The organism is Streptomyces melanosporofaciens (genome assembly GCF_900105695.1).
GTDB classification, from domain to species: Bacteria; Actinomycetota; Actinomycetes; order Streptomycetales; family Streptomycetaceae; genus Streptomyces; species Streptomyces antimycoticus.
The window spans coordinates 7,451,857-7,474,725 of record NZ_FNST01000002.1 but is presented as its reverse complement, the minus strand read 5'-3'; the positions used below and the strand labels follow the sequence as shown (position 1 = coordinate 7,474,725).

Below are 22,869 nucleotides of genomic sequence, written 5' to 3'. Positions count from 1 at the left end.
TCTCCTCGCCGACCCATGTAAGAGGTTGATACATTCAATGTATGAGCCTCTCACATCACTCACCGAGTAGCGACATCACCTTGCGGATCAACGGCACGTCCCACCCCATGACCATCGACAACCGGACGACCCTGCTCGATGTGTTGCGCGAGCGGCTGGCGCTCACGGGCACCAAGAAGGGCTGCGACCACGGTCAGTGCGGGGCCTGCACGGTGCTGGTCGACGGTGAGCGGGTGAACAGCTGCCTGGTGTTCGCGGTGACCGCCGAGGAGCGGGAGATCGTTTCCATCGAGGGCGTGGCGGCTCTGTCGGACGGCGGGGAGCTGCACCCGGTGCAGCGCGCCTTCCTCGACCACGACGGGCTGCAGTGCGGCTACTGCACCCCGGGCCAGATCTGTTCCGCCATCGGGGCGCTGGGCGAGGCCGGGCGCGGCTGGCCCAGCCATGTCACCGAGGACACCGCCGCCGGGGTGGCCGATGTCGCGGAGCTGGACGCGCGGGAGGTGCGCGAGCGCATGAGCGGCAATCTGTGCCGCTGCGGTGCGTACAACGGCATCGTGGAGGCCGTGCTGGAGGCCGCGGGCGCCCAGGACACCGCCACGGTCGGGGGCGCCCGATGAAGGAGTTCGCCTACGCCCGCGCGGGCGACGCCGACGAGGCGGCCTCGCTGATCGCCGAGCGCCCGGATGCCACCTATCTCGGCGGGGGCACCAATCTGGTGGATCTGATGAAGCTCGGCGTCACCGGCCCCGGGCTGCTCATCGACGTCTCCCGGCTGCCGTACAACCGGATCGAGCACCGCGACGACGGCTCCGTGCTCATCGGCGCCACCGTGCGCAACGGCGCTCTGGCGGGCGATCCGGGCATCCGCGAGCGCTTCCCGCTGCTGTCCCAGGCGCTGCTGGCCGGGGCGTCCGGGCAGCTGCGCACGGTCGCCACGGTGGGCGGCAATCTGCTGCAACGCACCCGTTGCGGGTACTTCCAGGATGTGACCAAGCCGTGCAACAAGCGCGAACCGGGCTCCGGGTGCCCGGCGATCCAGGGTGCGCACCGCGATCTGGCCGTGCTGGGCACCTCCGACCACTGCGTGGCCTCCCACCCCTCCGACATGGCGGTGGCACTGGTGGCGCTCGACGCGGTGGCGCATCTGCGGTCCGTGGACGGCGGCTCGCGCACCGTTCCGGTGGCGGAGCTGTATCTGCTGCCCGGCGACACACCGCACCGGGAGACCGTCCTGGACCACGGCGACCTCATCACCGCCGTGGAGCTGCCTGCGCCGCCGCCAGGTGCCCGGATGCGCTACCGCAAGGTGCGTGACCGCTGGTCGTACGCCTTCGCGCTGGTGAGCGCCGCCACCGCGGTCTCCGTGGCCGAGGACGGCTCGCTCCGGGACGTGCGGATCGCGCTCGGCGGGGTGGCGCCCCGGCCGTGGCGGGCCCGGATCGCCGAGGAGCGGCTGCGCGGCGGCCGGCCGGACGAGGACACGCTGCGGGAGGCGGCCGGGGCCGAGCTGGCCGAGGCACGGCCGCTGCCGGACAACGCCTTCAAGGTCGACCTGGCCGTTGATCTGATCGTCGCGGGCGTCCGCGACCTCGTCGCGAGGAAGGATCGCGCATGACCACCGTCGAGCGATGCGTCGGCGCCCCGATGACCCGGGTCGACGGCCTGGACAAGGTGACCGGCGCGGCGCGCTACGCCTATGAGTTCCCGACCCAGGGCGTCGGCTACGTGTGGCCGGTGCAGGCGACCATCGCCCGCGGCCGGGTGACGGAGGTGGATCCCGCCCCGGCGCTGGCCCTGCCCGGTGTGCTGACGGTGCTCGACCACACCAACGCCCCGCGGCTGAACGCCGAGGCGGAGGCGAGCGCGGACCTCTTCGTGCTGCAGTCCCCTCAGGTGGCCTACCACGGCCAGATGGTGGCCGCCGTGGTGGCCACCTCGCTGGAGGCGGCGCGCGAGGGTGCGGCGGCGGTCCGGGTGAGCTATGAGCGGGAGCCGCACGATGTGGTGCTGCGCGCCGACGACGAGCGGCTGGAGATCGCCGAGACGGTGACCGACGGCAGTGCCGGCCTGGTCGAGCGCGGTGACGCCGACGCGGCGTGGGCCGACGCCCCGGTGCGGGTGGACCGGACGTACACCACCCCGGTCGAGCATGTGAGCCCGATGGAGCCGCATGCCACCATCGCGGTGTGGGACGAGGACCGGCTGACGCTGTTCAACTCCGACCAGGGCCCGTACATGAGCGCGCAGCTGCTGTCCGCGCTGTTCGGGATCGAGCTGAGTGCGGTCGAGGTCGTCGCCGAGTACATCGGCGGGGGCTTCGGGTCCAAGGGCATTCCGCGCTCGCCGACGGTGCTGGCGGCGCTGGCCGCACGGGCCGTCGGACGGCCGGTGAAGATCGCCCTGACCCGGCAGCAGATGTTCCAGCTGATCCCCTACCGCTCCCCCACCATCCAGCGGGTGCGGCTGGGTGCCGGGCGCGACGGCCGGCTGACGGTGATCCAGCACGAGTCGGTGCAGCAGCGCTCGGCGCTGGTGCCGTTCGCCGACCAGACGGTGTCCTCGACGCGGATGATGTACGCGGCGCCCAACGCCCGTACGACGGTGAAGGTGGCGCCGCTGGATGTGATGACGCCCGCCTGGTTCCGCGCGCCCGGCCACACTCCGGGGATGTTCGCGCTGGAGTCGGCCGTCGACGAACTGGCCGAGGCGCTGGGCATGGACCCGATCGAGCTGCGGATCCGCAACGAGCCGGAGACCGACCCGGAGAGCGGTAAGCCGTTCAGCAGCCGCAACCTGGTCGCCTGCCTGCGCGAGGGCGCGGCGCGCTTCGGCTGGGAGCACCGCGATCCGACACCGGGGACTCGGCGCGAGGGGCGCTGGCTGGTCGGCACCGGTGTGGCCGCCTCGCACCACCCGGACTACACCTTCCCCTCCTCCGCGGTGGCGCGCGCCGAGGAGGACGGGACGTTCCGGGTGCGCGTCGGCGCGGCCGACCTCGGCACGGGTGCCCGCACCGCCCTCACCCAGGTGGCGGCGGACGCGCTGGGCATTCCGGTGTCGCGGCTGCGGCTGGAGATCGGCCGCGCGTCGCTGGGCATGGCGCCGTTCGCGGGCGGTTCGCTGGGCACCGCCTCCTGGGGCTGGGCGGTGGACAAGGCGTGCCGTGCGCTGCTGAAGGAGCTGGACGTCTACGCGGGTGTGGTCCCGGACGGCGGTCTCGAGGTGGTGGCCGACACCACCGAGGACCTGGGGCAGCGGGCGGATCTGTCGCGGCACACCTTCGGGGCGCAGTTCGCCCAGGTGCGGGTGGACGGCGACACCGGTGAGGTCCGGGTGGACCGAATGCTGGGCGTGTTCGCGGCCGGGCGGATCGTCAATCCGCACACCGCGCGCTCGCAGTTCCTGGGAGCCATGACGATGGGTCTGTCGATGGCGCTGCTGGAGATCGGCGAGGTCGATCCGGTCTTCGGCGACTTCGCCAACCATGACTTCGCGGGCTATCACATCGCCGCCCACGCCGATGTCCCGCGGCTGGACGTGGTGTGCCTGGAGGAAACTGACAACACCTCCAACCCGGTGGGTGCCAAGGGCATCGGCGAACTGGGCATCGTGGGCGCGGCGGCCGCCATCGGCAACGCCTTCCACCATGCCACCGGCGAGCGGGTGCGGGATCTGCCGATCCGCATCGAGCGCTCGCGGGAGGCGCTCCGGGTGGCCCGGTTCGCCGAAAAGCGCAGGCCAGAGGCCAGCGAGCCGGAGCCTGGGGTCGGGTAGGGTCACCCGAATGGCACCCACCCCGAAGGGACGCGCCACCTACCACCACGGCGACCTGGCCGCCGCGCTGGTGGAGGCGACCCTGGAGATCATCGACGAGGTCGGGGTGCGCGGTTTCTCCGTCGCGGAGGCCGCGCGCCGCACCTGTGTCAGCCCCGGTGCCCCGTACCGCCATTTCGCCGACCGTGACGCGCTGCTCGCGGCCGCCGCGCTGGAGGTCTCGCGGCGGCTGCGGGCCATCTACCTGGAGACCGCGGCCGGGACCGGCTCCGCTCAGGAGCGGCTGGCGACGGTGGCGGGCACCTTCGTGCGCGCGGCCGCCCGCTACCGCGGCGGGCTGGACATTCTGTTCGCCCCGGGGTTGCGGGCCACCCATCCGGAGCTACGGGACAGCACCAGGGAGTTCGTCGATCTGCTGCTGCCGAGCGCGTTCGAGGTAATCGCTCCGGGTGAGGGACCGGCGACGGCCGTGGCGCTGCTCGACGCGCTGCATGCACTCGCCCGGGGGTACGTCGCCCAATTGCTGGAAGGGAAGTTCGGCGATCCCAAGGACGTGGTCGAGGGGGTCGCCACCCGTGCGACCCAGGCCGCCCGGGCGCTGGTAGCGGGCTACGGCGTGCCTTCGGGGCACGTCGGCGAGGTGGCACGGGACCGCTGACGGAGGGACAGAATTTCCCGTTCCGCTTCACGTTCTTCGTTCGGCGCGCATACCGTCGTTGCGGAACGGATCGGAGGAACAGATGTCCCTGAAATCCGGTAAGGGCGCCCACCGGGCCCCTTCGCGTCTGCGCTCGCCGCACGCCATCGGCGCACTGGGGGTGGCGGTCACCGCCGCCGTCCTCGCCACCCTCGCCCCGGCCATGGCCGGGGCGGCCGACCCCGACCACGACGCCGGTACCGACCCGGCCCCCGCATCCGTCCCGCACCCCGAGCGGGACTGGATGGGCTCGACGATCGCCCGCCACGAGAAGTCCGACCCCGGCGCCGCACCCAGGGCCACCAGAGCGGGCTCGGTGGAGGGTGTGGATGTCAGCGACCATCAGGGTTCGGTCGACTGGGCGGCCCTGTGGGACGACAACGTCCGATTCGCCTATGTGAAGGCCACCGAGAGCACGACCTACAAGAACCCCTCGTTCGCCGCGCAGTACAACGGCTCCTTCCAGCAGGGCATGATCCGCGGCGCCTACCACTTCGCCCTGCCGGATCGTTCCAGCGGCACCCGCCAGGCCGACTTCTTCGTGCGCAACGGAGGCGACTGGTCCGACGACGGCAAGACGCTGCCGCCCGTCCTGGACCTCGAGTACAACCCGTACGGAGCAACCTGCTACGGCTTGACCGCATCCCAGATCGTGGACTGGATCGGCGACTTCACCGCGCGGATCAAGGAGCGCACCGGACGCCAGCCGGTGATCTACACGGCCACCGGCTGGTGGAAGACGTGCACCGGGAACAGCGCCGCCTTCGCCGAGCGGAACCCACTGTGGCTGGCGCGGTACGCCGCCACCCCCGGGGCCCTGCCGGCCGGCTGGGACACCCACACCCTGTGGCAGTACACCTCCACCGGACCGCTGGTGGGCGACCACAACAGGTTCAACGGAAGCCTGGCCGGTCTCAAGGCGCTGGCCACGGGGTGAGGCGGCGGCGCTCAGCCGCCGAGCACACCGCCGAGCACTCCGTCGAGCGTGTCCCCGACACCGTCCACCAGACCGCCCACCAGCCCCTTGCCGTGGTGACCGTCCCCGCCGGGGGTGGACTGCGGCGGCTGGCTGGGCTGCTGCGAGGGGGTGGTCGGATCGGCGCTCGGGGTCGTCTCGCTGGGCGAGGAGGGCTCCGAGGGGACCTGGTCGTCCCGCTGCGCCGGGGTGGGGGCCGCGTGGGTCGCGGCCTTGGAGGGCGCCGCGTCGGGGGTGGCCGGGGTGGTGGGCCGCTGCGCGCCGGCGCTCCGGTCCGTCGCCCCGCCACCGGGAGTGGCGGCGTCCGTGTCGTCGGAGATCAGCTTCGGCTTCGTGGACTCGCTGGGCGAGACATGGCTCTGCGAGGGCGAGTGGCCGACGGCGGGGTCGATGTGCGGCGCCTGCTCCTGCTGGGTGTTCACATCGGAGCTGGCCTGCACGGACTTGTCACCGTCTGCGGCCATCGAGTGGAGGCCGAAGGCTATGGTTCCGGCCACTCCGAGGGCGGTAGCCGCCTTGAGCGTCGTGGTACGCGCCTGCTGAGCGGCGGTCGGTCGGCTGTGTCGACCCATTTCGCTGGTCTCCCCGTTATGACATGGGTTGGGTGCAGTGCACCGGAAGGCCCGGTTCCGAGAGGAACTGATGTCCGACGCATACGTGTTACAGAGTAAAGAATGAGCCAGATGATAACCATGGCCCCCCGGTGTACGGCCACCCGCACACCGGGGAACGTTTGTCCATGGCTAGCGCGCGGCCTCCGGATAGAAGTCGCGTGAACGGCCCTGACCGTCCTTGAGCTTGCCGAGCAGGCTCGCCGGATACTCGATGAGCCAGTAGCTCACCGCGGCGGCGGCCACGGCCACCACCAGCACGATGACCACGGCCGGCGGGAAGCCCGCCTGACCGTCGGGGGGCAGCAGCCCGGCGTTGTACAGGCCCAGCATGATCGGCTCATGCCAGACGAAGAGGCTGTAGCTGGCCAGCCCGGCGCCGGTGAGCCAGCGGACCGTGAGCCACCGGTGCCACCGTCCCTGCCGCCGCACATGGATGGTGCTGTACAGCAGCAGCATCCACAGCAGGGCGGACAGCGGATGGTAGAAGGTGGTGGGGAAGTCCTCCGCCTCCGTACCGGACCAGGACAGCAGATACAGCCCCAGGAGGGCGGCCACCCGCAGCGGGATCGCCACCTTCGCGTGGAGCCGGCCCCGGTCGCCGAGGGCGACCATCATCACGGCCAGGCCCATGCCCGCCGCGAATCCTCCGAAGCGGGCCTGCGGTCCGAAGTACACCGGCCATTCGGTGTGCGGGATCTCCAGCACATAGCGGGCGACCGCGATCCAGATGAACGGCCCGATGTACAGCAGGGCGCATCCGGCCGCGCACACCGCCACCCGGGAGGCCCGCTTGCGCAGCGGACGGCAGGCGCGGGCGGCCAGGGGGCCGAGTCCCACCAGCGCCAGATAGAACATGATTTCCAGCGACAACGACCAGGTGGGGCCGATGGTGTAGAAGATCTGCTCCTGGTCGAAGACCTGAGTGAAGGTGAGATGGTGCACCAGGTCCGACCACTCGCCGGGCAGGGTGGGATTGCGGGTGGCCCACACGCACAGGACAGCCAGGAAGTACAGCGGGATGATCCGGATGGCGCGCCGGAAGAGGAACACCCGCCCGGGGCGGGTCGAGCCCCCGTCGATCGCCGCCCGTGCGTAGGACAGTGTCAGCAGATACGCGGACAGGACGAAGAAGAAGTCGATGACCTCCAGCGACACCAGCGCGTTCGCGTACCGGTTGGGCACCGGTGAGTGGGCGCCGTCCCGGTCGTAGGTGAAGTACTGCTGCCAGACGTGGAAGACGACCGTGAGGAGCGCCGCCATGCCCCGGAAGCCCTGGATCTCCGCGTTCCTCCGGTTCCGGGAGGGCGCGCCCTTGGCGGGCGTGCCGTTGACCGGCCGGCGAACGGTGGCGGGCGCGGGGGTGAGGGTCGTGGACACCGTGCTCATGTCCGCTTCACCGCCTTCTCGCCGGGTCGCGGGGTGACCCGCCACTGGCGGTCCCGCAGCACCTCCTTGAGGAGCGACTGACGGGCCACGATGTTCTTGAAGTGGCTGTAGAAGAAGGTGGACACCACCAGATACCGCCAGAACCACGCCCTGCGGCGGCGCAGTTCGGGCACGGCGAGCCGCCATGCGAACAGCGCCTGGACCAGCCCGGCGGACAGGGTGAACAAGGTGGCCAGCAGGCAGACCGGCACCGCCCAGTCGAGCTGGTCCACGCCGCCCGCCCGCCACGCCGAGTACAGCAGCACCGGCAGGATCTGCAGGGTCAGCCACGGCTGGATCTCACGCCAGCCCAGCAGCACCACCAGTCCCGCCTTCTGGCGGGCGGTGAAGGCCGGGGAGCGCAGTCCGCGCCACAGATACTTCAGCGACACCTGGAGCCAGCCCTGGGCCCAGCGCGACCGCTGGTTCCACAGCGCCTTGAGAGTGGTGGGCGCCAGTTCGCGCGAGATGAGCGTGCGGTCGGTGGCGATCCGGGCGCCCTCGTGCAGGGCGCGCATCGAGGAGTCGATGTCCTCGGTGAGCATCGTGCCGTGCATCCGGGTGCGGGCGAGCAGATCGGTGCGCCAGAAGCCGTTGGAGCCGCCGAAGACACCGAAGGTGTAGAGCCGGGTCCGGCCGGGGTGGCTGACGGCGTAGATGGCCTCGAACTCCACGCCCACCAACTTGGAGACCCAGGAGCTCTCGCCGTTGCGGATCACACAGTGGCCCTGGACCACGTCGTAGCCGTTTGAGAGCCAGTGCCAGGCGTGCTGGAAGGCGTCGGGCACCGGGTGGTGGTCCGCGTCGAAGATGCCCACGAACTCACCGCGCACCCGGGTCACCGCGGCGTTGACGTTCTGCGCCTTGGAGGTGCTGCCCGCCACCGGCATCAGCACCAGCCGCGGGTCGCGGCGGGCCATCTCCCGCAGGGTCTCCTCGACGGGCATGGGGTGCGGCGTGTTGTACGCGAGCACGATCTCCAGCTCGTTGGGGTAGTCCAGGCGCAGAAAGGACTCGATGGTGTCGACGATGGTCGCGGCCTCATTGGGCAGATATGCGGCGATGACCGCGCTGGCCGGCGGATACGGCTGGGCGGGCCGTTCGGGCCGGGGTTTGGCGTCGAGCGAGAAGAGGCACTCCAGCACGATCATCGCGGCGGAGAGCACCAGCCCGGACACCACGACCCAGTAGGCGGCCGAGCCGACGTCCCAGCCCAGTTCGTACATCTGCTGGTAGAAGACGAACGGGATGCCCACGCCGAAGAGAAGCACCAGGATGGGCGAGAGCGCCGACAGCAGGGCGCGGAGCGCGGTGGCCAGCGGGCGGCGACGGCGGCGGTGGCTGCCGCGCATCCACGCCGCGTACTTGACCGGCCGCAGATCCCGGTGGCGGATCGATTCCTCGACCGCGTTGCGGGAGTTGGCGACGGCCTGGGCGCGGTCCGGGCAGTCGGCCAGTGGGGTCCATCCGATCGCCGGGGTCAGCCGTACGTTCTCGTCGGCGACCACGAAGCGGGTCCCGGCCACGGCGTTGGCGAACTTCTGCAGTTCGTCGCGCGCGGTGTCCTCGTCCACCCCGGGCATCAGCATCAGCAGATGGCCTTCGTCGTCCCAGCCGAGCCGGTCGCAGACGCCGCCCAGCTTCTCCGCCACTCCGGCGAGGCGTTCGGCGACCTCACGGCGCACCCGCGGCCCCAGCCGGGCTTCGAGGGCGGCTATCTCGGCGACGCCGACCATGGCGACGACACCGCCGACGCGGCTGTCGTCGACCCGCTTGAGCTCCCGGTCGAGTTCGCCCAGGAAGTGGGGCTGGGAGTACAGACCGGTGCGCGGGTCGAGCAGCAGATTCTCGACGGGGACCGGGACCCGGCGCAGCTTGGCCTCGATCCGGGCGGAGAGCTCGACGGGGTCGGAGCTGTCCGGTACGCAGTCGTCGGCGCCGCCGCGCAGCATGTCGGCGACGCCGACGGGGCCGGGGTCGGAGGTGACCACGAGCAGGGGAAGTGCCCGTCCCGCGGGCACGGCGCGGACCTCGCGTATCAGGTCCAGTCCGTCGTGGGCGTCGTCCAGGGCGACGATCGCGTCCGGAGGGGATTGCCGCATCTGACGGCTGACGTCGCCGGGCGCCGCATGGCTCACCTCATGCCCGGTCGAGACGAGTGTCCGGGTCAGCTGATCGAGTCTGGGGCCCGGTGTGCCGACCGCCAGCACCCGCCCGCTCGGTTCCGCCACATCGCCGCGAGCGGCGGGCACGGGTTGCTGGTATTCGCGTGATCGTGGGTGGTGCGAAGTAAGCACCTGAGTGGTTCCTTTCTGGAAGACGTGCGTCACCGAACGGGCCGTGGGCGCGCGGACATTCCGGCCGGGGTCAGGGCAGACCACGTGGCCCGCGGGCATGCCGACATGGGCATGCGTCCACGGGCAGGCCGGAGGACGGCGGCGCCGGGAAGGCCGGGGCGATCCGCCGTTCGGTGAGTGGTGAGAGGCGGCTACGCCGCGACCGTGGCCGATCCGCGCGGGGAGAGGTGAGGTCTCCGGCGGGGTCTCGGGCAGACGGACGCGACGGCGGCGGGGGACACGCGAACGTGCTCCAGCGAATTGCGCATAAGGTCCCATCCTGTTCGGATCGTGGGGGGCGGACCGAACGTCACCAGTGCGGGTCGACCGATCTTTTGGGCTGACCGGTCGGAATCCTTAGTCTCATCGATCACTACGGAACCACACAACACATCGAAGTAACACTCTCATTAACCGATGAGAGAGTTCCGCGCGCCGACGGTCGATCGCCCCCTGTCCCAACTTCCGCACGGCGGCGGGGTGTCGGAGCCCTGTCGGTGCGGCGTCGGTGGGGCGTCGGCGGGTCATCCACCCGGCGTCGACGCCACGTCGGTGCGGTGTCGGTACCTGCGGCCAGTCTTTTTCCAGGCACCACATTCGGTGGTTGAATTCGGAAGGGACAACACCATGCACAAAACCCGGGTCCTGATTTCCGGCGCCAGTATCGCCGGGCCCGCCCTCGCCTACTGGCTGGACCGCTATGGCTGCCAGGTCACCGTGGTGGAGCGCGCCGCGGGCCCGCGCCCGGGCGGGCAGGCGATCGACGTACGAGGCCCGGCGCTGGAGGTGTGCGCGCGCATGGGTGTGCTGGAGGAGATCCGGGCGCAGCGCACCGGGCTGCGCGGTATGTCGATGGTCGACGGCGACGGAAAGGAGCTGTTCAGCACCACCGAGCGCACCATGACTGGCGGAGATTTCGACAGGCCCGACGTCGAGATTCTCCGGGACGATCTGTCCTCGGTCCTGATGGCCGCGGGGGGCGACGGGATCGAGTACCTCTTCAACGATTCGATCGCCTCGCTCGCGCAGGGCCTCGATGAAGTGGCGGTCACCTTCCACCGGGGCGGTTCGCGCGCCTTCGACATCGTGGTGGCGGCCGACGGGGTGCACTCGTCCACCCGGGCGCTGGTCTTCGGCCCGGAGGAGCAATTCCTGCACCATATGGGGGGTTATCTGGGCGTGTGGACGGCGCCGAACTATCTGGGCCTCGACCGCTGGGAGGTCATCTACCAGATGCCCGGCGACGTCTGGGGCGGCATGGTGATGAGTGTCCGCGAGAACGCCGAGATCCGGGTCTACGTCGGCATCGACTCGGACGAACCGCCCGCCCAGTTCCTCGGCTCCCGGACCGTCTCGGATCAGAAACGGCTGGTGGCCGAGCGGCACAAGGACGCGCGCTGGGAGGTGCCACGGCTGCTGGAGTACATGTGGGGGGCGCCCGACTTCCACCTCGACGTGTCGGCCCAGATCCATATGGACACCTGGTCCCGTGGCCGGGTGGCCCTGGTCGGCGACGCCGGTTACTGCGGCTCGCCGATGTCAGGGCAGAGCACCAGCGTGGCCATGGTCGGCGCCTATGTCCTGGCGGGCGAGCTGAAGGCCGCAGGCGGCGACCACACCGCGGCCTTCGCGGCCTACGAGCGCGAGCTGCGGGGCTATGTGGCGGCCAACCAGCAGATCGCGCTGGACCACAAGGCACGGAAGGACGCGGAGACCGCCTCGCCCGGGCAGGAGTCCGACACCAACCCGACCCATATCGGTGACGGCTTCTACGAGGTGGTCAACTCCTACACCCTCAAGGACTACTGACCGGGCCGCCCGACGGCCGTGGACGTGGTCTCGTGTCCCCGTGGCCTCATGGCCCCGTGGCCCCGTGGCCCCGTGGCCGGCTAGGACACCACGTCCTTGCGGCCGAAGCCACGGAAGGCGAACGCGAGGAGCACCAGCGCATAGGCGACGGACACCGAGACGCCCTTCACCATTCCGCCCCATTCCATATGGGGCTGGAGTGCGTCCGCCCACGCGAACTGCCAGTGCGCGGGCAGGAAGTCGCGCCAGGAGCCGAGCGCTGTGACCGCGTCCAGCACATTGCCCACGATGGTGAGCCCCACCGCGCCGCCCACCGCGCCCAGCGGCGCGTCGGTGACGGTCGAGAGCCAGAACGCGAGGGCGGCCGTGACCAGCTGGGACAGGAAGATGTACAGCACCACGAGGGCGAGCCGGACGAGGGCGTCCCCGATCGGCAGTTCACCGCCCGTGGGCATCTGCAGCGGCCCCCAGCCGTATGCGGCGGTGCCCACCGCGAGCGCGACCAGCGGCAGCAGCACCATGGCGGCGGCGCTGAACGCGAGGGCCACCACCAGCTTGCTCCCCAGCAGCCGGGCCCGGGGCACGGGCGCGGCCAGCAGATAGCGCAGCGAGGACCAGCTGGCCTCGGAGGCCACGGTGTCACCGCAGAACAGCGCCACCGGCACCACCAGCAAAAAGGCGGCCGAGACGAACAGCGCGGTGGCGGCGAGGTTGGCTCCGGAGGCGGTGGCCGTGGTCATCAGGGTGACCCGGTCCTCCCGCCCCTCGGGGGTGCCGCCGATGGCGAACGCGGCGACGAGGACGAACGGCAGCAGCGCCAGCACCAGCCCCATGACCAGGGTCCGGCGGCGGCGCAGCTGCCGTACGGCCTCGACCCGCAGCGGCAGGGTGTGATGGGCCCGGTAGCCGGGCGCGACCTGGGACAGGGAGCTCACGCGGATCCTCCTGCAATCAGCGTCAAGAAGGCGTCTTCCAGGCGCCGGTTGGGCCCGAAGCTGGTCACCGGAATCTCCAGCCGCACCAGTTCGGCGAGCAGCCGCGCCGGGGTGGTCCCGTCGAGCTGGACGAGCAGTCCGTCGGCGGTGCGGGCGGCGGAGGCGATACCGGGCAGCGCGTTCACCTTGTCGACGTGGACGTCGCTCAGCTCGCCGTCGTGGCCCACCAGCACACTGCCGCCGTTGCCGGTGATCTCGCCGACCGGGCCCGCCTGGATGAGCCGGCCGCGGTCCATGACGACCAGATGGGTGCAGGACTGCTCGACCTCGGCCAGGAGATGGCTGGAGACGATCACGGTGCGCCCCTCGGCGGCGTACCGGATCATCACCTCGCGCATCTCGCGGATCTGCGGCGGGTCGAGGCCGTTGGTCGGTTCGTCGAGGATCAGCAGATCGGGCAGGCCCAGCATGGCCTGGGCGATGGCCAGCCGCTGCCGCATGCCCTGGGAGTAGGTGCGCACCGCACGCTCCAGCGCGCTGCCCAGGCCCGCGATCTCCAGCGCCTCCTCGATATGGGCGTCGGCGGCGGGGCGGCCGGTGGCCCGCCAGTACAGCTCCAGGTTGGCGCTGCCGGTCAGATGCGGCAGGAAGCCCGCCCCCTCGACGAAGGCGCCGACGCGGGAGAGCACGGGCGCGCCGGGCCTGATGGCCTGACCGAAGACACGGATCTCGCCCTCGTCGGGGGCGATGAGCCCCATCAGCATGCGCAAGGTGGTGGTCTTGCCCGCGCCGTTGGGCCCGAGCAGCCCGAGCACCTGCCCCTTCTCGACGCGGAAGGACAGCTCGCGTACCGCGTAGCGATCGGCGGACTTGGCGTAGCGCTTGCTGAGACCGGTGATCTGCAGGGGCACCTCGGCCAGTTCGGGATCGGGCGCGGGAGTGGCCGTACGCCGCCTGCCGGTCACCACCAGCGCGAGCGCCACCACGGCCGCGGCGAGCGGCAGCCCCCACACCCAGGCGGGCAGCGGGGCGGGCTGGGTGTGCACCGCGGGTGCGGTGGGAACCGTCAGGCCGCCGTCCACGAGCCCGACCGTGTAGGTGGCGGGCTCGGTCGGGGAGGCGTAGCCGAGATCGGTGGAGGCGAGGACGAGCCGCAGCCGATGGCCCGCGATGAGCTCGTGGTCGACGGCGGGCAGCCGGACGGTGACGGTACGGCCCTGCTTCGCGCCGGTGACGCGCAGCGGTGTGACCAGTTGCTCGGGCAGCACCTGCCGGCCGTCCGGTCCCACGTCGTAGACCTTGGCGAACAGGACGGCGTCGTCCGTGTCGGCCTTGACCCGCACCTTCACCTCGGGCGATCCGGTGATGCGCAGGGGCCGGTCCAGCCGCGCCGAGTCGAACCGCGCGAACTGGCCCGGGACGTCGAGAGAGAGGCCGACGCCGAGCGAGGACGCCTGGGACAGCCCGGCCACGCCCGGCACCGTGGAGATGGAGGGCGGCCCCGCCCCGGGCGGGTTGGCGAACGACTGCTCGCGTCCGGGCAGTGCCACCTTCCGGGTGCCGTCGCCCAGGCCCGGGTAGCGGTCGCCGTCGGCGCCGCGCAGCTGGACCGCGCCGTTGGTGGTGTCGATGCCGCCGGTGCGGCTGATCCGGAAGGCGGGCCCGGTGTCGGTGCCCTTGTCGCCCTTGAGGTAGCGGTCGAACCAGGCGTGGGTGCGCGCCGCCACGCGCGAGGTCTCGCGGTCGCCGCCGTCATGTCCGCCGGCCGTCCAGTCGACGGCGACCGGCGCCCCGGTGGCCCGGATCGACTTCGCCATCTCATCGGCCTGGCCGAGGGGGAAGAGGGAGTCGACCTGTCCCTGGAGGATCAGCGTGGGGACCTTGATCCGGTCGGCGACGGCGGACGGGCTGCGGGCCTCGAGCAGCCGGCGGGCGGCGGCGTCGGGCGCTCCGGCAACCGCGACCCGCTCGTACATCTCGCACAGCCGCTTCTCGAAGCGACCGCAGCCCCGGCCTCCCAAGGGCTTCCCGCCGCTCTCGTCCCCTGCGCCGTTCGTGTCTCCGGGGTCCGCCCGGACTCCCTGGCCCGCCCCGCCGTTCGCGCCTCCCGGGCCCGACTGGCCCATGCCGCCGCCCGCTCCTCTCCCGCCGTTCGCGTCCTCCTGGTCTCCCTGGGCCTGGGAGAGGTCGGCCGAGCCGGTGGTGAAGAACAACCCGGCCCAGAGCTTTTTGTAGACACCGTTCGGGAAGAGCGCGTCGGCGAGGTTCCAGTAGGTGATCTCGGGCGCGATGGCGTCCACCCGGCGGTCGTATCCGGCCGCGAGCAGGGAGATCGCCCCACCGTAGGAGGCGCCGGCGACGCCCACCCGGGGGTCGCCCTGGCCGTCGAGCCGCACTTCGGGGCGTTTCGCCAGCCAGTCGATCAGCCGCCGGGCATCGGCCACCTCATGGTCCGGGTCGTTCAGCCCGATCTTCCCCGTGGATCTGCCGAATCCACGCGCCGACCAGGTGAGCACGGCGTATCCGTCGCGGGCCAGTTCCTCGGCCCGGTCGCGTACGTCGTCCTTGCTGCCCCCGAAGCCGTGGGCGAGCAGGACCGCGGGCCTTCGGCCGGAGCCCGAGGTGAAGTACGAGGTGTCGATGCGCGCCCCCGGCATGTCCAGCACGCGGTCCTGGCGGTGCACGGCCGGCCGGTCGTCGGAGGCGGCGGCCGCCCAGGTGCCCGCGCCCGCGAGGACGGCCGCGGCGGCCACGGCGGCGGCCAGGCGCCGGCCCCGCAGCCGGGTCTTTCGGAGATCCATACCCGCAACCCTAAGAGGAGGACGCAAACGCCGGAGCTGACACCAGACGGATTCTCGTCCCCTCCCGGGGAGTACCCGGACACCTCCCGTACACCCGGCGCGGTATGCCCCCGGCCGCGGCGGCCGGGCTTTTGGACCCGTCAGGTGAAGCTCCATAAGATGCGCCGGTGATCATAAAGAAACGTCTGGCGACAGGCGCGTTGGGGCTGCTCGCGGCCCTCGCCTGCGGTCTGATATCCCCTCCCGCCGCCATGGCCGGCGAACCGGCTTCCGATTCCCGAAGGTCGAACTGGTGCTCGATGTCAGCGGCTCCATGCGGGCCCGCGACGTCGACGGCGACACCCGGATGGCGGCAGCGAAACAGGCGTTCAACGAGGTGCTGGACGCCACTCCCGAGGAGGTGCGGCTGGGCATCCGCACCCTCGGCGCCAATTACCCGGGCAAGGACCGCGTGGCCGGCTGCCGGGACAGCGAGCAGCTCTACCCGGTGGGCCAGGTGGACCGCACCGAGGCCAAGGCGGCCGTCGCCACCCTGCGCCCCACCGGCTGGACGCCCATCGGGCTCGCGCTGCGCGGCGCGTCCAAGGACCTCTCCAGCGGCGACGGAACGCGCCGGATCGTGCTGATCACGGACGGCGAGGACTCCTGCGGTCAGCCCGACCCGTGTGATGTGGCCCGTGAGCTGGCCGCCCAGGGAACCCACCTGGTCGTCGACACGCTCGGGCTGACGCTGGACCGCAAGGTCCGCGAGCAGCTCAGCTGCATCGCCGAGGCCACCGGTGGCACGTATACCGCGATCCAGCACCGGGACCAGCTCTCCAGCCGTATCAAGCAGCTGGTCCGGCGCTCCGCCGACACCCCCGTGCAGACGCCCACGCCGGTGCGGGGCGCCGCACAGTGCGCGAAGGCCCCGTACCTGGGCTCCGGCCTTTACAGCGACCGGGAGAGCTTCGGCGAACACCGCTGGTACCGGATGCGCGTGGCGCCCGGTCAGGAGCTGCGGGCCTCGGCGAGCGTGGCCGTGGACCGCGCCGTCGACCCGGACTACGGGGTGCTGCTGCGGGCGATGACCCCGGGCGGCCGGGAGCTGGTGCGCGGCAGCGAGGCGGGCAGCGGCCGTACGGACGTCCTCTCCAGCGGGCTGCGCTATCCGGTCGCCGATGTGGACGACGACGAGGACGAGACCGCGCGGACGGTCTGCCTGGAGCTGAGCCAGTCCTTCTCCGCGCCCGCTTCCGTCAAGCGCGCTCCGGGCCTTCCGGTGGAGCTCGCCGTCGATGTGGTCGGCAACGACGATCCGCCCGCCGATGTGGCCGCCTTCGGCCTGGGCCGCGGCTGGATGCTGCTGGGTGTGCTCACCGTGGGCGGGCTGCTCGCGGGGTTGCTGTGGGGCTGGCTGGCCCGCTGGCGTGTCACCGTCTGGAGGTCCAACTGATGCGAGCCCTGCGTACCGTGGGCGCCGCGCTCACCCTGTGTGCCGCCGCCTGGCTGACCGCCGCCGTCCCCGCCGCCGCGGACGGCACGGACAGCGCGGCCGGCAAGAAGGACGGCGCACCCACCGAGGCGGGCACGAACTTCCGTACCGCCACCGAGATCAAGCCCGGCCAGAAGGCCACCGCGGCGGCCTCCACCGGCGACTATCTGTACTGGGTGTTCCCGGCCGCCGCCGGGCAGATACCCAAGGTCGAGGCCGAGCTGAAGCTGCCCGACGCTTCGAGCCGGCACGGCAGCGCCACCTGGCAGCTCGATGTCTACGACGGTCTGCGCCGCCACCAGCCGTGCGCCTCGGGCACCCCGGCGCGCAGGGCGGCCCAGCAGGACGGGTCGGTCACCGTGAGCTGCACTCTGCGCCAGGTGCGGTCCTGGTCCGAGCGCTGGGCCAACGACCCTCTGCAGGGCGCCTATTACGTGCGGCTCACCGTCGTCGATCTGCCCGCCGAGGACCTCGGGCTGCCGATCGACGCCGAGGTGGAGGCGTCCGTACCGGACGCGGGCGGGGCGCACGCCGACGGCGGGGACGTGACCCCGCTCAATCCGGTGCTGCGGTCCGGAACGACCCCGGGCACGGACTCCGAGCCGTCGGGCGACACGTCCTCGGCTTCCGCGGATTCCGCTGACGACAAGGACGGGGGCATCCCGCACGCGGTCGCCGAGCCGGAGGACGACTGGGGCTCCGGCTGGTGGTCGGACCGATGGGTGTGGACCGTGATCGGCGCGGCGCTGGCGGCGCTCGCCGGGGTGGGCGGCTACACCCTCACCCGGGGGCCGCGCTTCCCGGGCCGCCCGCCGAGCGACGCCTGACCCGATATCTGACCCGATGTCCGGAATCGGCGCGCGGCCCGCACCTTCACCGTGCGGGCCGCGCGCCACACCGGACCCCGATCGCCGGGACCCTCAGGAATAGTCCTGGCCCATGAGCCGCCCAAACTCTTCGGGATCCGTGTCGAATCCACGAATAGCGCTCTGCATTCCCCATTCCCCCGAGTCGTCCCGGGTGAATACCGCTACCGTGGCGGCAGTGGCTTCTGCGACACCGGTGAAGTCGCTGTTAATGAGCTCGGTGTATCCGTTGAGAATCCGGACGCTGGTGTTCGGCACATCTCCGAACGCCTTCCGTCCCGAGCTCGGCTGGATGACTATCCCGACGACCACCCGTGAGTATTCGGACGACAGCCGTTCGAGTTCGAGGGTCATGGACTCGTCGGTGCCAAGGCCCTGACCGGTGCGGCTGTCCCTGTTGAGGTTGATGGTGCCGTCCGGTGAGCGGCTGTCGAAGTGGACGAGATACGCGGGCTCACCGTACGGATCGGCGGCGCGGTACGTCCCCGCCACGATGTCGAGATCATGGGGCGGCTCGCCGGTGGGACTCGGATCCCACTTGAGCGCCACCTCGATTTTCCGAAGCCCCTTGTTGAGACCAGTCACCCGGACTTCCCTTCCCTCGAACCGTGCGGATGTTGAATGCGCGTGGCGTCAAGCCTATCGCGGGCAGGGCGAGTTGAGGATTTCCCGACGGCCGCGTGCGGGGCCTCCCCGAGGGGTCTCTACTATGGGCCTCCGTACTAACGGCGGAAGGAAGCGTCCATGCGACGGTTGGGGGAGCTCGAGGCGGAGATCATGGACCGCCTCTGGGCTTGGCAGCGTCCCACCACAGTGCGGGAGATCGTGGACGACATCAATGAGCACCGCCCGGTCGCCTATACCACGGTGATGACCGTCGCTTCCATCCTCTACAACAAGGGCTGGCTGCTGCGCGCCAAGGAGGGCCGGGCGTGGGTGTACTCACCGGTCCGCAGCCGCGAGGAGTACACCGCCGCCCTGATGGAGGACGCGCTCGGCACCAGCGAGGACCGCTCCGCCGCCCTCGCCCATTTCGTCGAGCAGATGGGCCCGGAGGAGGTCAGCGCGCTGCGCAAAGCCTTGCGGACCGCGGCGCGGCGGACCCAGGCGTGACGGCCGCCCTCGCGCTGGGCTGCTACGCCGCCGTGGTCGGCTCGGTGGCCCCGAAGGCGCTGTCGCGCAGCGCCTGGCCGCATCGCGCACCCGGTTTGGCGGTTGCCGTTTGGCATGGATTGGTCCTGTCGTTCACCATCGCGCTGGCTCTGACCACTTATCACCTCGTCACCCCAACATGGCATCTTCATAATGGAATGTCCGGCTTACTCCGGTTCTGTGGGTTGTCGTTCGACGTCCGTATCCCGGGCACGGGCCCGGTCGGCGTTCCGGCCATCGCGGTACCGGCCTTGGTGGCCCTGCTTCCGTTCGCCTGCTTCGCGCATGAGCTGCTGCGGGCCCGGCGCGTTCGCGCCCGCCACCGGGGCGTACTGGACATGGTCGGGCGGCGCTCGGCGCGATGGCGCGCCACCGTGCTGGACCATGACACGCCCGCGGCGTACTGCCTACCCGGCCGCAGGCCGCGGATCGTCGTGAGCGCGGGCGCGCTGAGACTGCTCTCCCCCGCGCAACTGGAGTCCGTACTGGAGCATGAGCGCGCGCATATCGCGGGCCGCCACCATCTGGCGATGGCGGCCGCCGAGGCGTTCGCCCGGGTGTTCCGGTGGCTGCCGCTGGCGCGCGAGGCCAGGGCGCAGACGGCACTTCTGCTGGAGATGGCCGCGGACGACCGGGCGCTGCGCCGCCATCCGCGCGAAGCGCTCGTCTCCGCCCTGTACGCGCTGGCGGCGGGCCAGGCTCCCGGCGGGGCCTTCAACCTCGGCGGACCGGACGCGGTGGTCCGGCTGCGGCGGATGCTGGAGGCCCGGCGGCGTCCGCATCCGGCGCTGCGCGGCGCGGTGGTGGCGGCCGCGGTGGCCGTACCGCTGCTGCCCCCTCTGCTCGGCTGCGCCCCCGGGATGGGGTAACGGCCCCTGCGCGCCTCGGTGGCCGCTCCGGGCCACGCGGAGGGACCGCGCGGCCCGGAGCGGCGGGACTCGATGCGGATCAGAGCCGGTCGAGGAGGGTTCGCAGGGTGGCGACCTCGGTGGACTGGTTCTTGACGACGCCGTCGGCGAGCTTCTTCGCCTTGGCGTTATGCCCGTTCTTCTTCTCGCCCTTCGCCATGGCGATCGCGCCCCGGTGATGGTCGATCATCATGCTCGCGAAGGCGCGGTCGAAGGCAGGCCCCTTGGCGGCCTCGAGCTTCCGCATGTCCTCCTTGGACATCATTCCACCCATACCGCTCTTACCGCCTGAACCATGCTCCATGCCATCCATGCCGTCCATACCGCCCGATGACGGCTTCTCCGGCTTGCCCCAACCCTTGAGCCAGGACTTCAGGGTGGCGATCTCCGGGTCCTGCGCCTTCTCGATCTGCCCCGCCAGGCTCGTGATCCGCGCGTCCGAGGCCCGGTCGTCGGCCAGTGCGGCCATCGCGAGGGCCTGCTCATGATGCGGGATCATCATCTGCGCGAAGCGGACGTCCGCGTCGTTGAACGTGCCCGCAGCGGAGCCCGTGGTTGCCTCGGAGGCGGTGGACTCCTTCGTGCTCGTGTGGTCCATGCCCTTCTTGTCGTCGCTCCCGCCACAGCCGGCGAGCAGCAGCCCTCCGGCGGCGACGGCGCCCACGAACGCGAGACGGCGATGGAGCGGCCGACGCGGGACATGCGTGAATGCGGTCATGTCGATATACCTCTTTTTGCCAAGTGTTGACTGTTCCATGGGGCGTACCGGCGCTTTGCGCGCGGTTCGGCCTAAATCCGCAGAACAGATAGGGCAGTGAGGTCGGGTCCACGTGACGGAGGGTCGGGCCGTGCGACGACGGCCGACGTCACGGGGAGCCTCAGCGAGGGACCGCCGCGGCGGGCGAGCACCGCGCGCAGGAGCACTCCGAGCACCCAGACGCCGAGCACCGCGACACACAGCGAGGCCATGTCCATCCCGGTCATGGGTGCGCGTGGCTTTGTGTGTGGCGTTGTCTCGGGTACGGCCGGCGCATGCGCGGCCGCGACGGACGGGGCGGGCGCGGCCCGATGCGGCCCGGAGCCGATGGCGGCCGTACCGCCGTCGCGGTCACCGCCGTACGGCGCGGGGCGCGGCTCACCGAAGGCGTGGTGTGCCGAGGCGCTCCCACCCGGACCGGATCCGCCGGCGGGATGGCCCAGGGTGTGCATGACGAAAACACCGAGCGCGAGCACGACGACGAGCAGGAGCCGCGGAAGGACTCCGTCCGCGCGCATACTCCTGCCGGTGTTCACCGTCGCTCCTCGGGGTCGGTGTGATCTCTCGGAGCCACACCCTACTCCTAATTCCGTTAGTACGTGCACCGGCCCCCGGAGGACCCTCGGAAGTCGCTCAGCTCTCCTGCATCGCGAGCCTGGCCAGCATGTTCTTCGCCTCATCGGCGACCTCGGCGTCCGCGACCACGTCATAGCGCGCGGCCACGATCTGGCTGCGGGACGAGAAATCGCGCTGCCCGCGGGTCATGGCATGCCCGACGAATCCGAAGATCGCGCCGAACACCGCGCCGTAGACGAGACCGCTCACCAGCAGCACGATCACATTATTGGCCCCGGCGGCGAACACGGTCAGCAGCAGCCCGACCAGCAGTCCGAACCAGGCGCCTGTACCGGCCCCCGCCAGCGCCGCACGGCCCCTGGTCATCCGCCCGAGCACCGTCTCGACCATCCGGAGGTCCGAACCGATGATCGCCATGTGTTCCACCGGAAACTTGTTGTCGGAAAGGAAGTCGACCGCGCGCTGGGCGCCGGCGTAGGTCGGAAACGAGCCGACGACCGGGCGGTCGACCACCTCCGACGGCGGTTGCTGGGTCATCGCCGCCTCCCTCCGTCAAGGAGAGCGTGCGCCCGCGCCTGCCCCCTCGCAACGGGAGAGGCGGCGGCGAGCAGCGAGGGAAAGCGGCGGAACCTCCGAGGAGGGCCCGCGCCGCCGGATATCCGGAACGCCGGCGCGGCTATCCGCGGAACATTTCCCCGGCCCTCTTCGCCCTTCTCCCTGCCACTCTTCGCCCTTCATTTCCCACCGGGCACGAGGGCCGCGCCATTCTTGGAAGGAGCCGTTTCCTTTCGCGCTGTCGGGGGCATGGGGCGCTCCCCCGCCCGGGAAACCGTTATCCGTTTTCGGTTAACCGTTGACAGTGATCACAGCTGCGGGTACGGCTGACGCTGACGCGGTGACCGCGCGCCGTCGGGCCGGGCCCGCCGCGCTCCGAGGAGGCGCGGCGGGCCGGCGGTTCTAGCTGCGGGCGGGGCGGTCGGTGTGATCGGTGCGGATGAGGGAGCGCACCATCCGGCAGGTGATGTCGGAGGGCGGATGCACTCCGATCCGGGCGGCCGTGGAGCGTATCTTGCGGTTGGACGCCTGCTCGGGGCGGTAGACACCGGAGTTGAGCAGCGCGATGGCCAGACGCATGGCCTTCAGACGGCGGTTGTGGGACTCGTACCACTCACGCGGACGCCCGGCGGGCATCCGCTTCTTCGGCAGGGTCGGAAAGCTCGGCAGCTCTTGAAGAGGGGGTGCGGCAACGGCCATCGGCAGCCTCCTGAGATGGTCGGGAAACCTTCCCTTCAACTGCCTCTATTCTACGGCCGGGCACTGACAAAGGCCCCTGGTCAGGCGCCATTTACGAGGCGGTCTCGCGATACCGTGTACGGCATGGAGATCTGGATCAATCCGGCATGCTCGAAGTGCCGTGGCGCGCTCACCCTGCTGGACGCGGAGGGGGCCGGGTACACCGTCCGCCGCTATCTCGAAGACGTACCGAGCCAGGACGAGATCCGCGAGGTGCTCGGCCGGCTCGGGCTGGAGCCGTGGGACATCACCCGCACCCAGGAGGCGGCCGCGAAGGAGCTGGGGCTGAAGGACTGGCCGCGCGAGGAGAGCGCACGGGACCGCTGGATCGCGGCGCTCGCCGAGCACCCCAAGCTCATCCAGCGGCCCATCATCACGGCGGACGACGGCACGGCCGTGGTGGGGCGCACGGAGGAGGCGGTGCGGGAGGCGATGTCCCGGTCCCGGGAGTGACTCAAGGCGTGGTCACGAGG

Annotated in this window: 19 protein-coding genes and 2 pseudogenes; 11 read left to right on the top strand and 10 right to left on the bottom strand. The window is 71.1% G+C overall.

What is annotated here, in order from left to right; translation table 11 throughout:
• The first annotated feature begins 41 nt into the window (after positions 1–41).
• From BLV72_RS34795 to BLV72_RS34775, 5 genes are all read left to right on the top strand, one after another.
• Complete coding sequence (locus tag BLV72_RS34795; protein ID WP_093467364.1) at positions 42–620, top strand: 2Fe-2S iron-sulfur cluster-binding protein; 579 nt, start codon at positions 42–44, stop codon at positions 618–620.
• A complete protein-coding gene (locus tag BLV72_RS34790; protein ID WP_093467362.1) occupies positions 617–1,618 on the top strand; it encodes an FAD binding domain-containing protein in 1,002 nt (333 codons plus the stop codon). Before BLV72_RS34795 ends, BLV72_RS34790 begins: the two co-directional genes overlap by 4 nt.
• A complete protein-coding gene (locus tag BLV72_RS34785; RefSeq protein WP_093467360.1) occupies positions 1,615–3,777 on the top strand; it encodes a xanthine dehydrogenase family protein molybdopterin-binding subunit in 2,163 nt (720 codons plus the stop codon). Before BLV72_RS34790 ends, BLV72_RS34785 begins: the two co-directional genes overlap by 4 nt.
• 10 nt (positions 3,778–3,787) lie before the next feature.
• Positions 3,788–4,435 (top strand): TetR/AcrR family transcriptional regulator, encoded by a 648-nt coding sequence (locus BLV72_RS34780; RefSeq protein WP_093467358.1) that lies wholly within the window; start codon positions 3,788–3,790, stop codon positions 4,433–4,435.
• A gap of 82 nt (positions 4,436–4,517) precedes the next feature.
• Positions 4,518–5,411, top strand: coding sequence for a lysozyme (locus BLV72_RS34775; RefSeq protein ID WP_093467356.1), 894 nt, complete (start codon positions 4,518–4,520; stop codon positions 5,409–5,411).
• An 11-nt stretch (positions 5,412–5,422) separates the two neighbouring features.
• On the opposite strand, the gene BLV72_RS34770 is transcribed toward BLV72_RS34775, so the two are convergent.
• The 3 genes from BLV72_RS34770 to BLV72_RS34760 form a co-directional block, all read right to left on the bottom strand.
• On the bottom strand, positions 5,423–6,022 hold the full coding sequence (locus BLV72_RS34770) for an extensin (RefSeq protein ID WP_093467354.1): 600 nt from the start codon (positions 6,020–6,022) through the stop codon (positions 5,423–5,425).
• Between the two features lie 171 nt (positions 6,023–6,193).
• Positions 6,194–7,450 carry an acyltransferase family protein gene (locus tag BLV72_RS34765; RefSeq protein ID WP_093470723.1) on the bottom strand — a complete coding sequence of 419 codons (1,257 nt, stop codon included), beginning with the start codon at positions 7,448–7,450 and terminating at the stop codon, positions 6,194–6,196.
• On the bottom strand, positions 7,447–9,741 hold the full coding sequence (locus BLV72_RS34760) for a glycosyltransferase (protein WP_244321152.1): 2,295 nt from the start codon (positions 9,739–9,741) through the stop codon (positions 7,447–7,449). The genes BLV72_RS34765 and BLV72_RS34760 overlap by 4 nt, the downstream gene beginning before the upstream one ends.
• Positions 9,742–10,452: 711 nt before the next feature.
• On the opposite strand from BLV72_RS34760, the gene BLV72_RS34755 reads away from it, so the two are divergent.
• Entirely contained in the window at positions 10,453–11,634 is a 1,182-nt protein-coding gene (locus tag BLV72_RS34755; RefSeq protein WP_093467350.1) for an FAD-dependent monooxygenase, read from the top strand.
• Positions 11,635–11,714: 80 nt separating this feature from the next.
• Here the strand turns inward: BLV72_RS34755 and BLV72_RS34750 are convergent, their stop codons facing one another.
• Both BLV72_RS34750 and BLV72_RS34745 read right to left on the bottom strand, forming a co-directional pair.
• Complete coding sequence (locus BLV72_RS34750) at positions 11,715–12,569, bottom strand: ABC transporter permease (protein ID WP_093467348.1); 855 nt, start codon at positions 12,567–12,569, stop codon at positions 11,715–11,717.
• Positions 12,566–15,370: an alpha/beta fold hydrolase gene (locus BLV72_RS34745; RefSeq protein WP_093467346.1), complete on the bottom strand. Its 2,805-nt coding sequence runs from the start codon at positions 15,368–15,370 to the stop codon at positions 12,566–12,568. Before BLV72_RS34745 ends, BLV72_RS34750 begins: the two co-directional genes overlap by 4 nt.
• 167 nt (positions 15,371–15,537) lie before the next feature.
• Between BLV72_RS34745 and BLV72_RS34740 the strand changes: the two are divergent.
• Together BLV72_RS34740 and BLV72_RS34735 are read left to right on the top strand one after the other, a co-directional pair.
• A pseudogene (locus BLV72_RS34740) lies at positions 15,538–16,805 on the top strand (VWA domain-containing protein).
• Positions 16,805–17,671, top strand: coding sequence for a hypothetical protein (locus BLV72_RS34735; protein WP_093467344.1), 867 nt, complete (start codon positions 16,805–16,807; stop codon positions 17,669–17,671). The pseudogene BLV72_RS34740 and the gene BLV72_RS34735 overlap by 1 nt, the downstream one beginning before the upstream one ends.
• A gap of 93 nt (positions 17,672–17,764) precedes the next feature.
• On the opposite strand, the pseudogene BLV72_RS34730 reads toward BLV72_RS34735, so the two are convergent.
• A pseudogene (locus BLV72_RS34730) lies at positions 17,765–18,298 on the bottom strand (TerD family protein); the annotation flags it as partial.
• A gap of 156 nt (positions 18,299–18,454) precedes the next feature.
• Here BLV72_RS34730 and BLV72_RS34725 point away from each other — a divergent pair.
• Positions 18,455–18,823 carry a BlaI/MecI/CopY family transcriptional regulator gene (locus BLV72_RS34725; RefSeq protein WP_093467340.1) on the top strand — a complete coding sequence of 123 codons (369 nt, stop codon included), beginning with the start codon at positions 18,455–18,457 and terminating at the stop codon, positions 18,821–18,823.
• Between the two features lie 197 nt (positions 18,824–19,020).
• Entirely contained in the window at positions 19,021–19,731 is a 711-nt protein-coding gene (locus tag BLV72_RS34720; protein ID WP_342030691.1) for a M56 family metallopeptidase, read from the top strand.
• Between the two features lie 79 nt (positions 19,732–19,810).
• Here the strand turns inward: BLV72_RS34720 and BLV72_RS34715 are convergent, their stop codons facing one another.
• The 4 genes from BLV72_RS34715 to BLV72_RS34700 form a co-directional block, all read right to left on the bottom strand.
• Positions 19,811–20,488 carry a DUF305 domain-containing protein gene (locus BLV72_RS34715; protein ID WP_093467337.1) on the bottom strand — a complete coding sequence of 226 codons (678 nt, stop codon included), beginning with the start codon at positions 20,486–20,488 and terminating at the stop codon, positions 19,811–19,813.
• 71 nt (positions 20,489–20,559) lie between these two features.
• Positions 20,560–21,063 (bottom strand): hypothetical protein, encoded by a 504-nt coding sequence (locus BLV72_RS34710; protein ID WP_244321151.1) that lies wholly within the window; start codon positions 21,061–21,063, stop codon positions 20,560–20,562.
• Between the two features lie 97 nt (positions 21,064–21,160).
• Positions 21,161–21,640, bottom strand: coding sequence for a general stress protein (locus BLV72_RS34705; RefSeq protein ID WP_093467334.1), 480 nt, complete (start codon positions 21,638–21,640; stop codon positions 21,161–21,163).
• Positions 21,641–22,060: 420 nt separating this feature from the next.
• A complete protein-coding gene (locus BLV72_RS34700; RefSeq protein WP_093467332.1) occupies positions 22,061–22,357 on the bottom strand; it encodes a hypothetical protein in 297 nt (98 codons plus the stop codon).
• Between the two features lie 123 nt (positions 22,358–22,480).
• On the opposite strand from BLV72_RS34700, the gene BLV72_RS34695 reads away from it, so the two are divergent.
• Positions 22,481–22,849 carry an arsenate reductase family protein gene (locus BLV72_RS34695; RefSeq protein ID WP_093470722.1) on the top strand — a complete coding sequence of 123 codons (369 nt, stop codon included), beginning with the start codon at positions 22,481–22,483 and terminating at the stop codon, positions 22,847–22,849.
• The last annotated feature ends 20 nt before the right edge of the window (positions 22,850–22,869 follow it).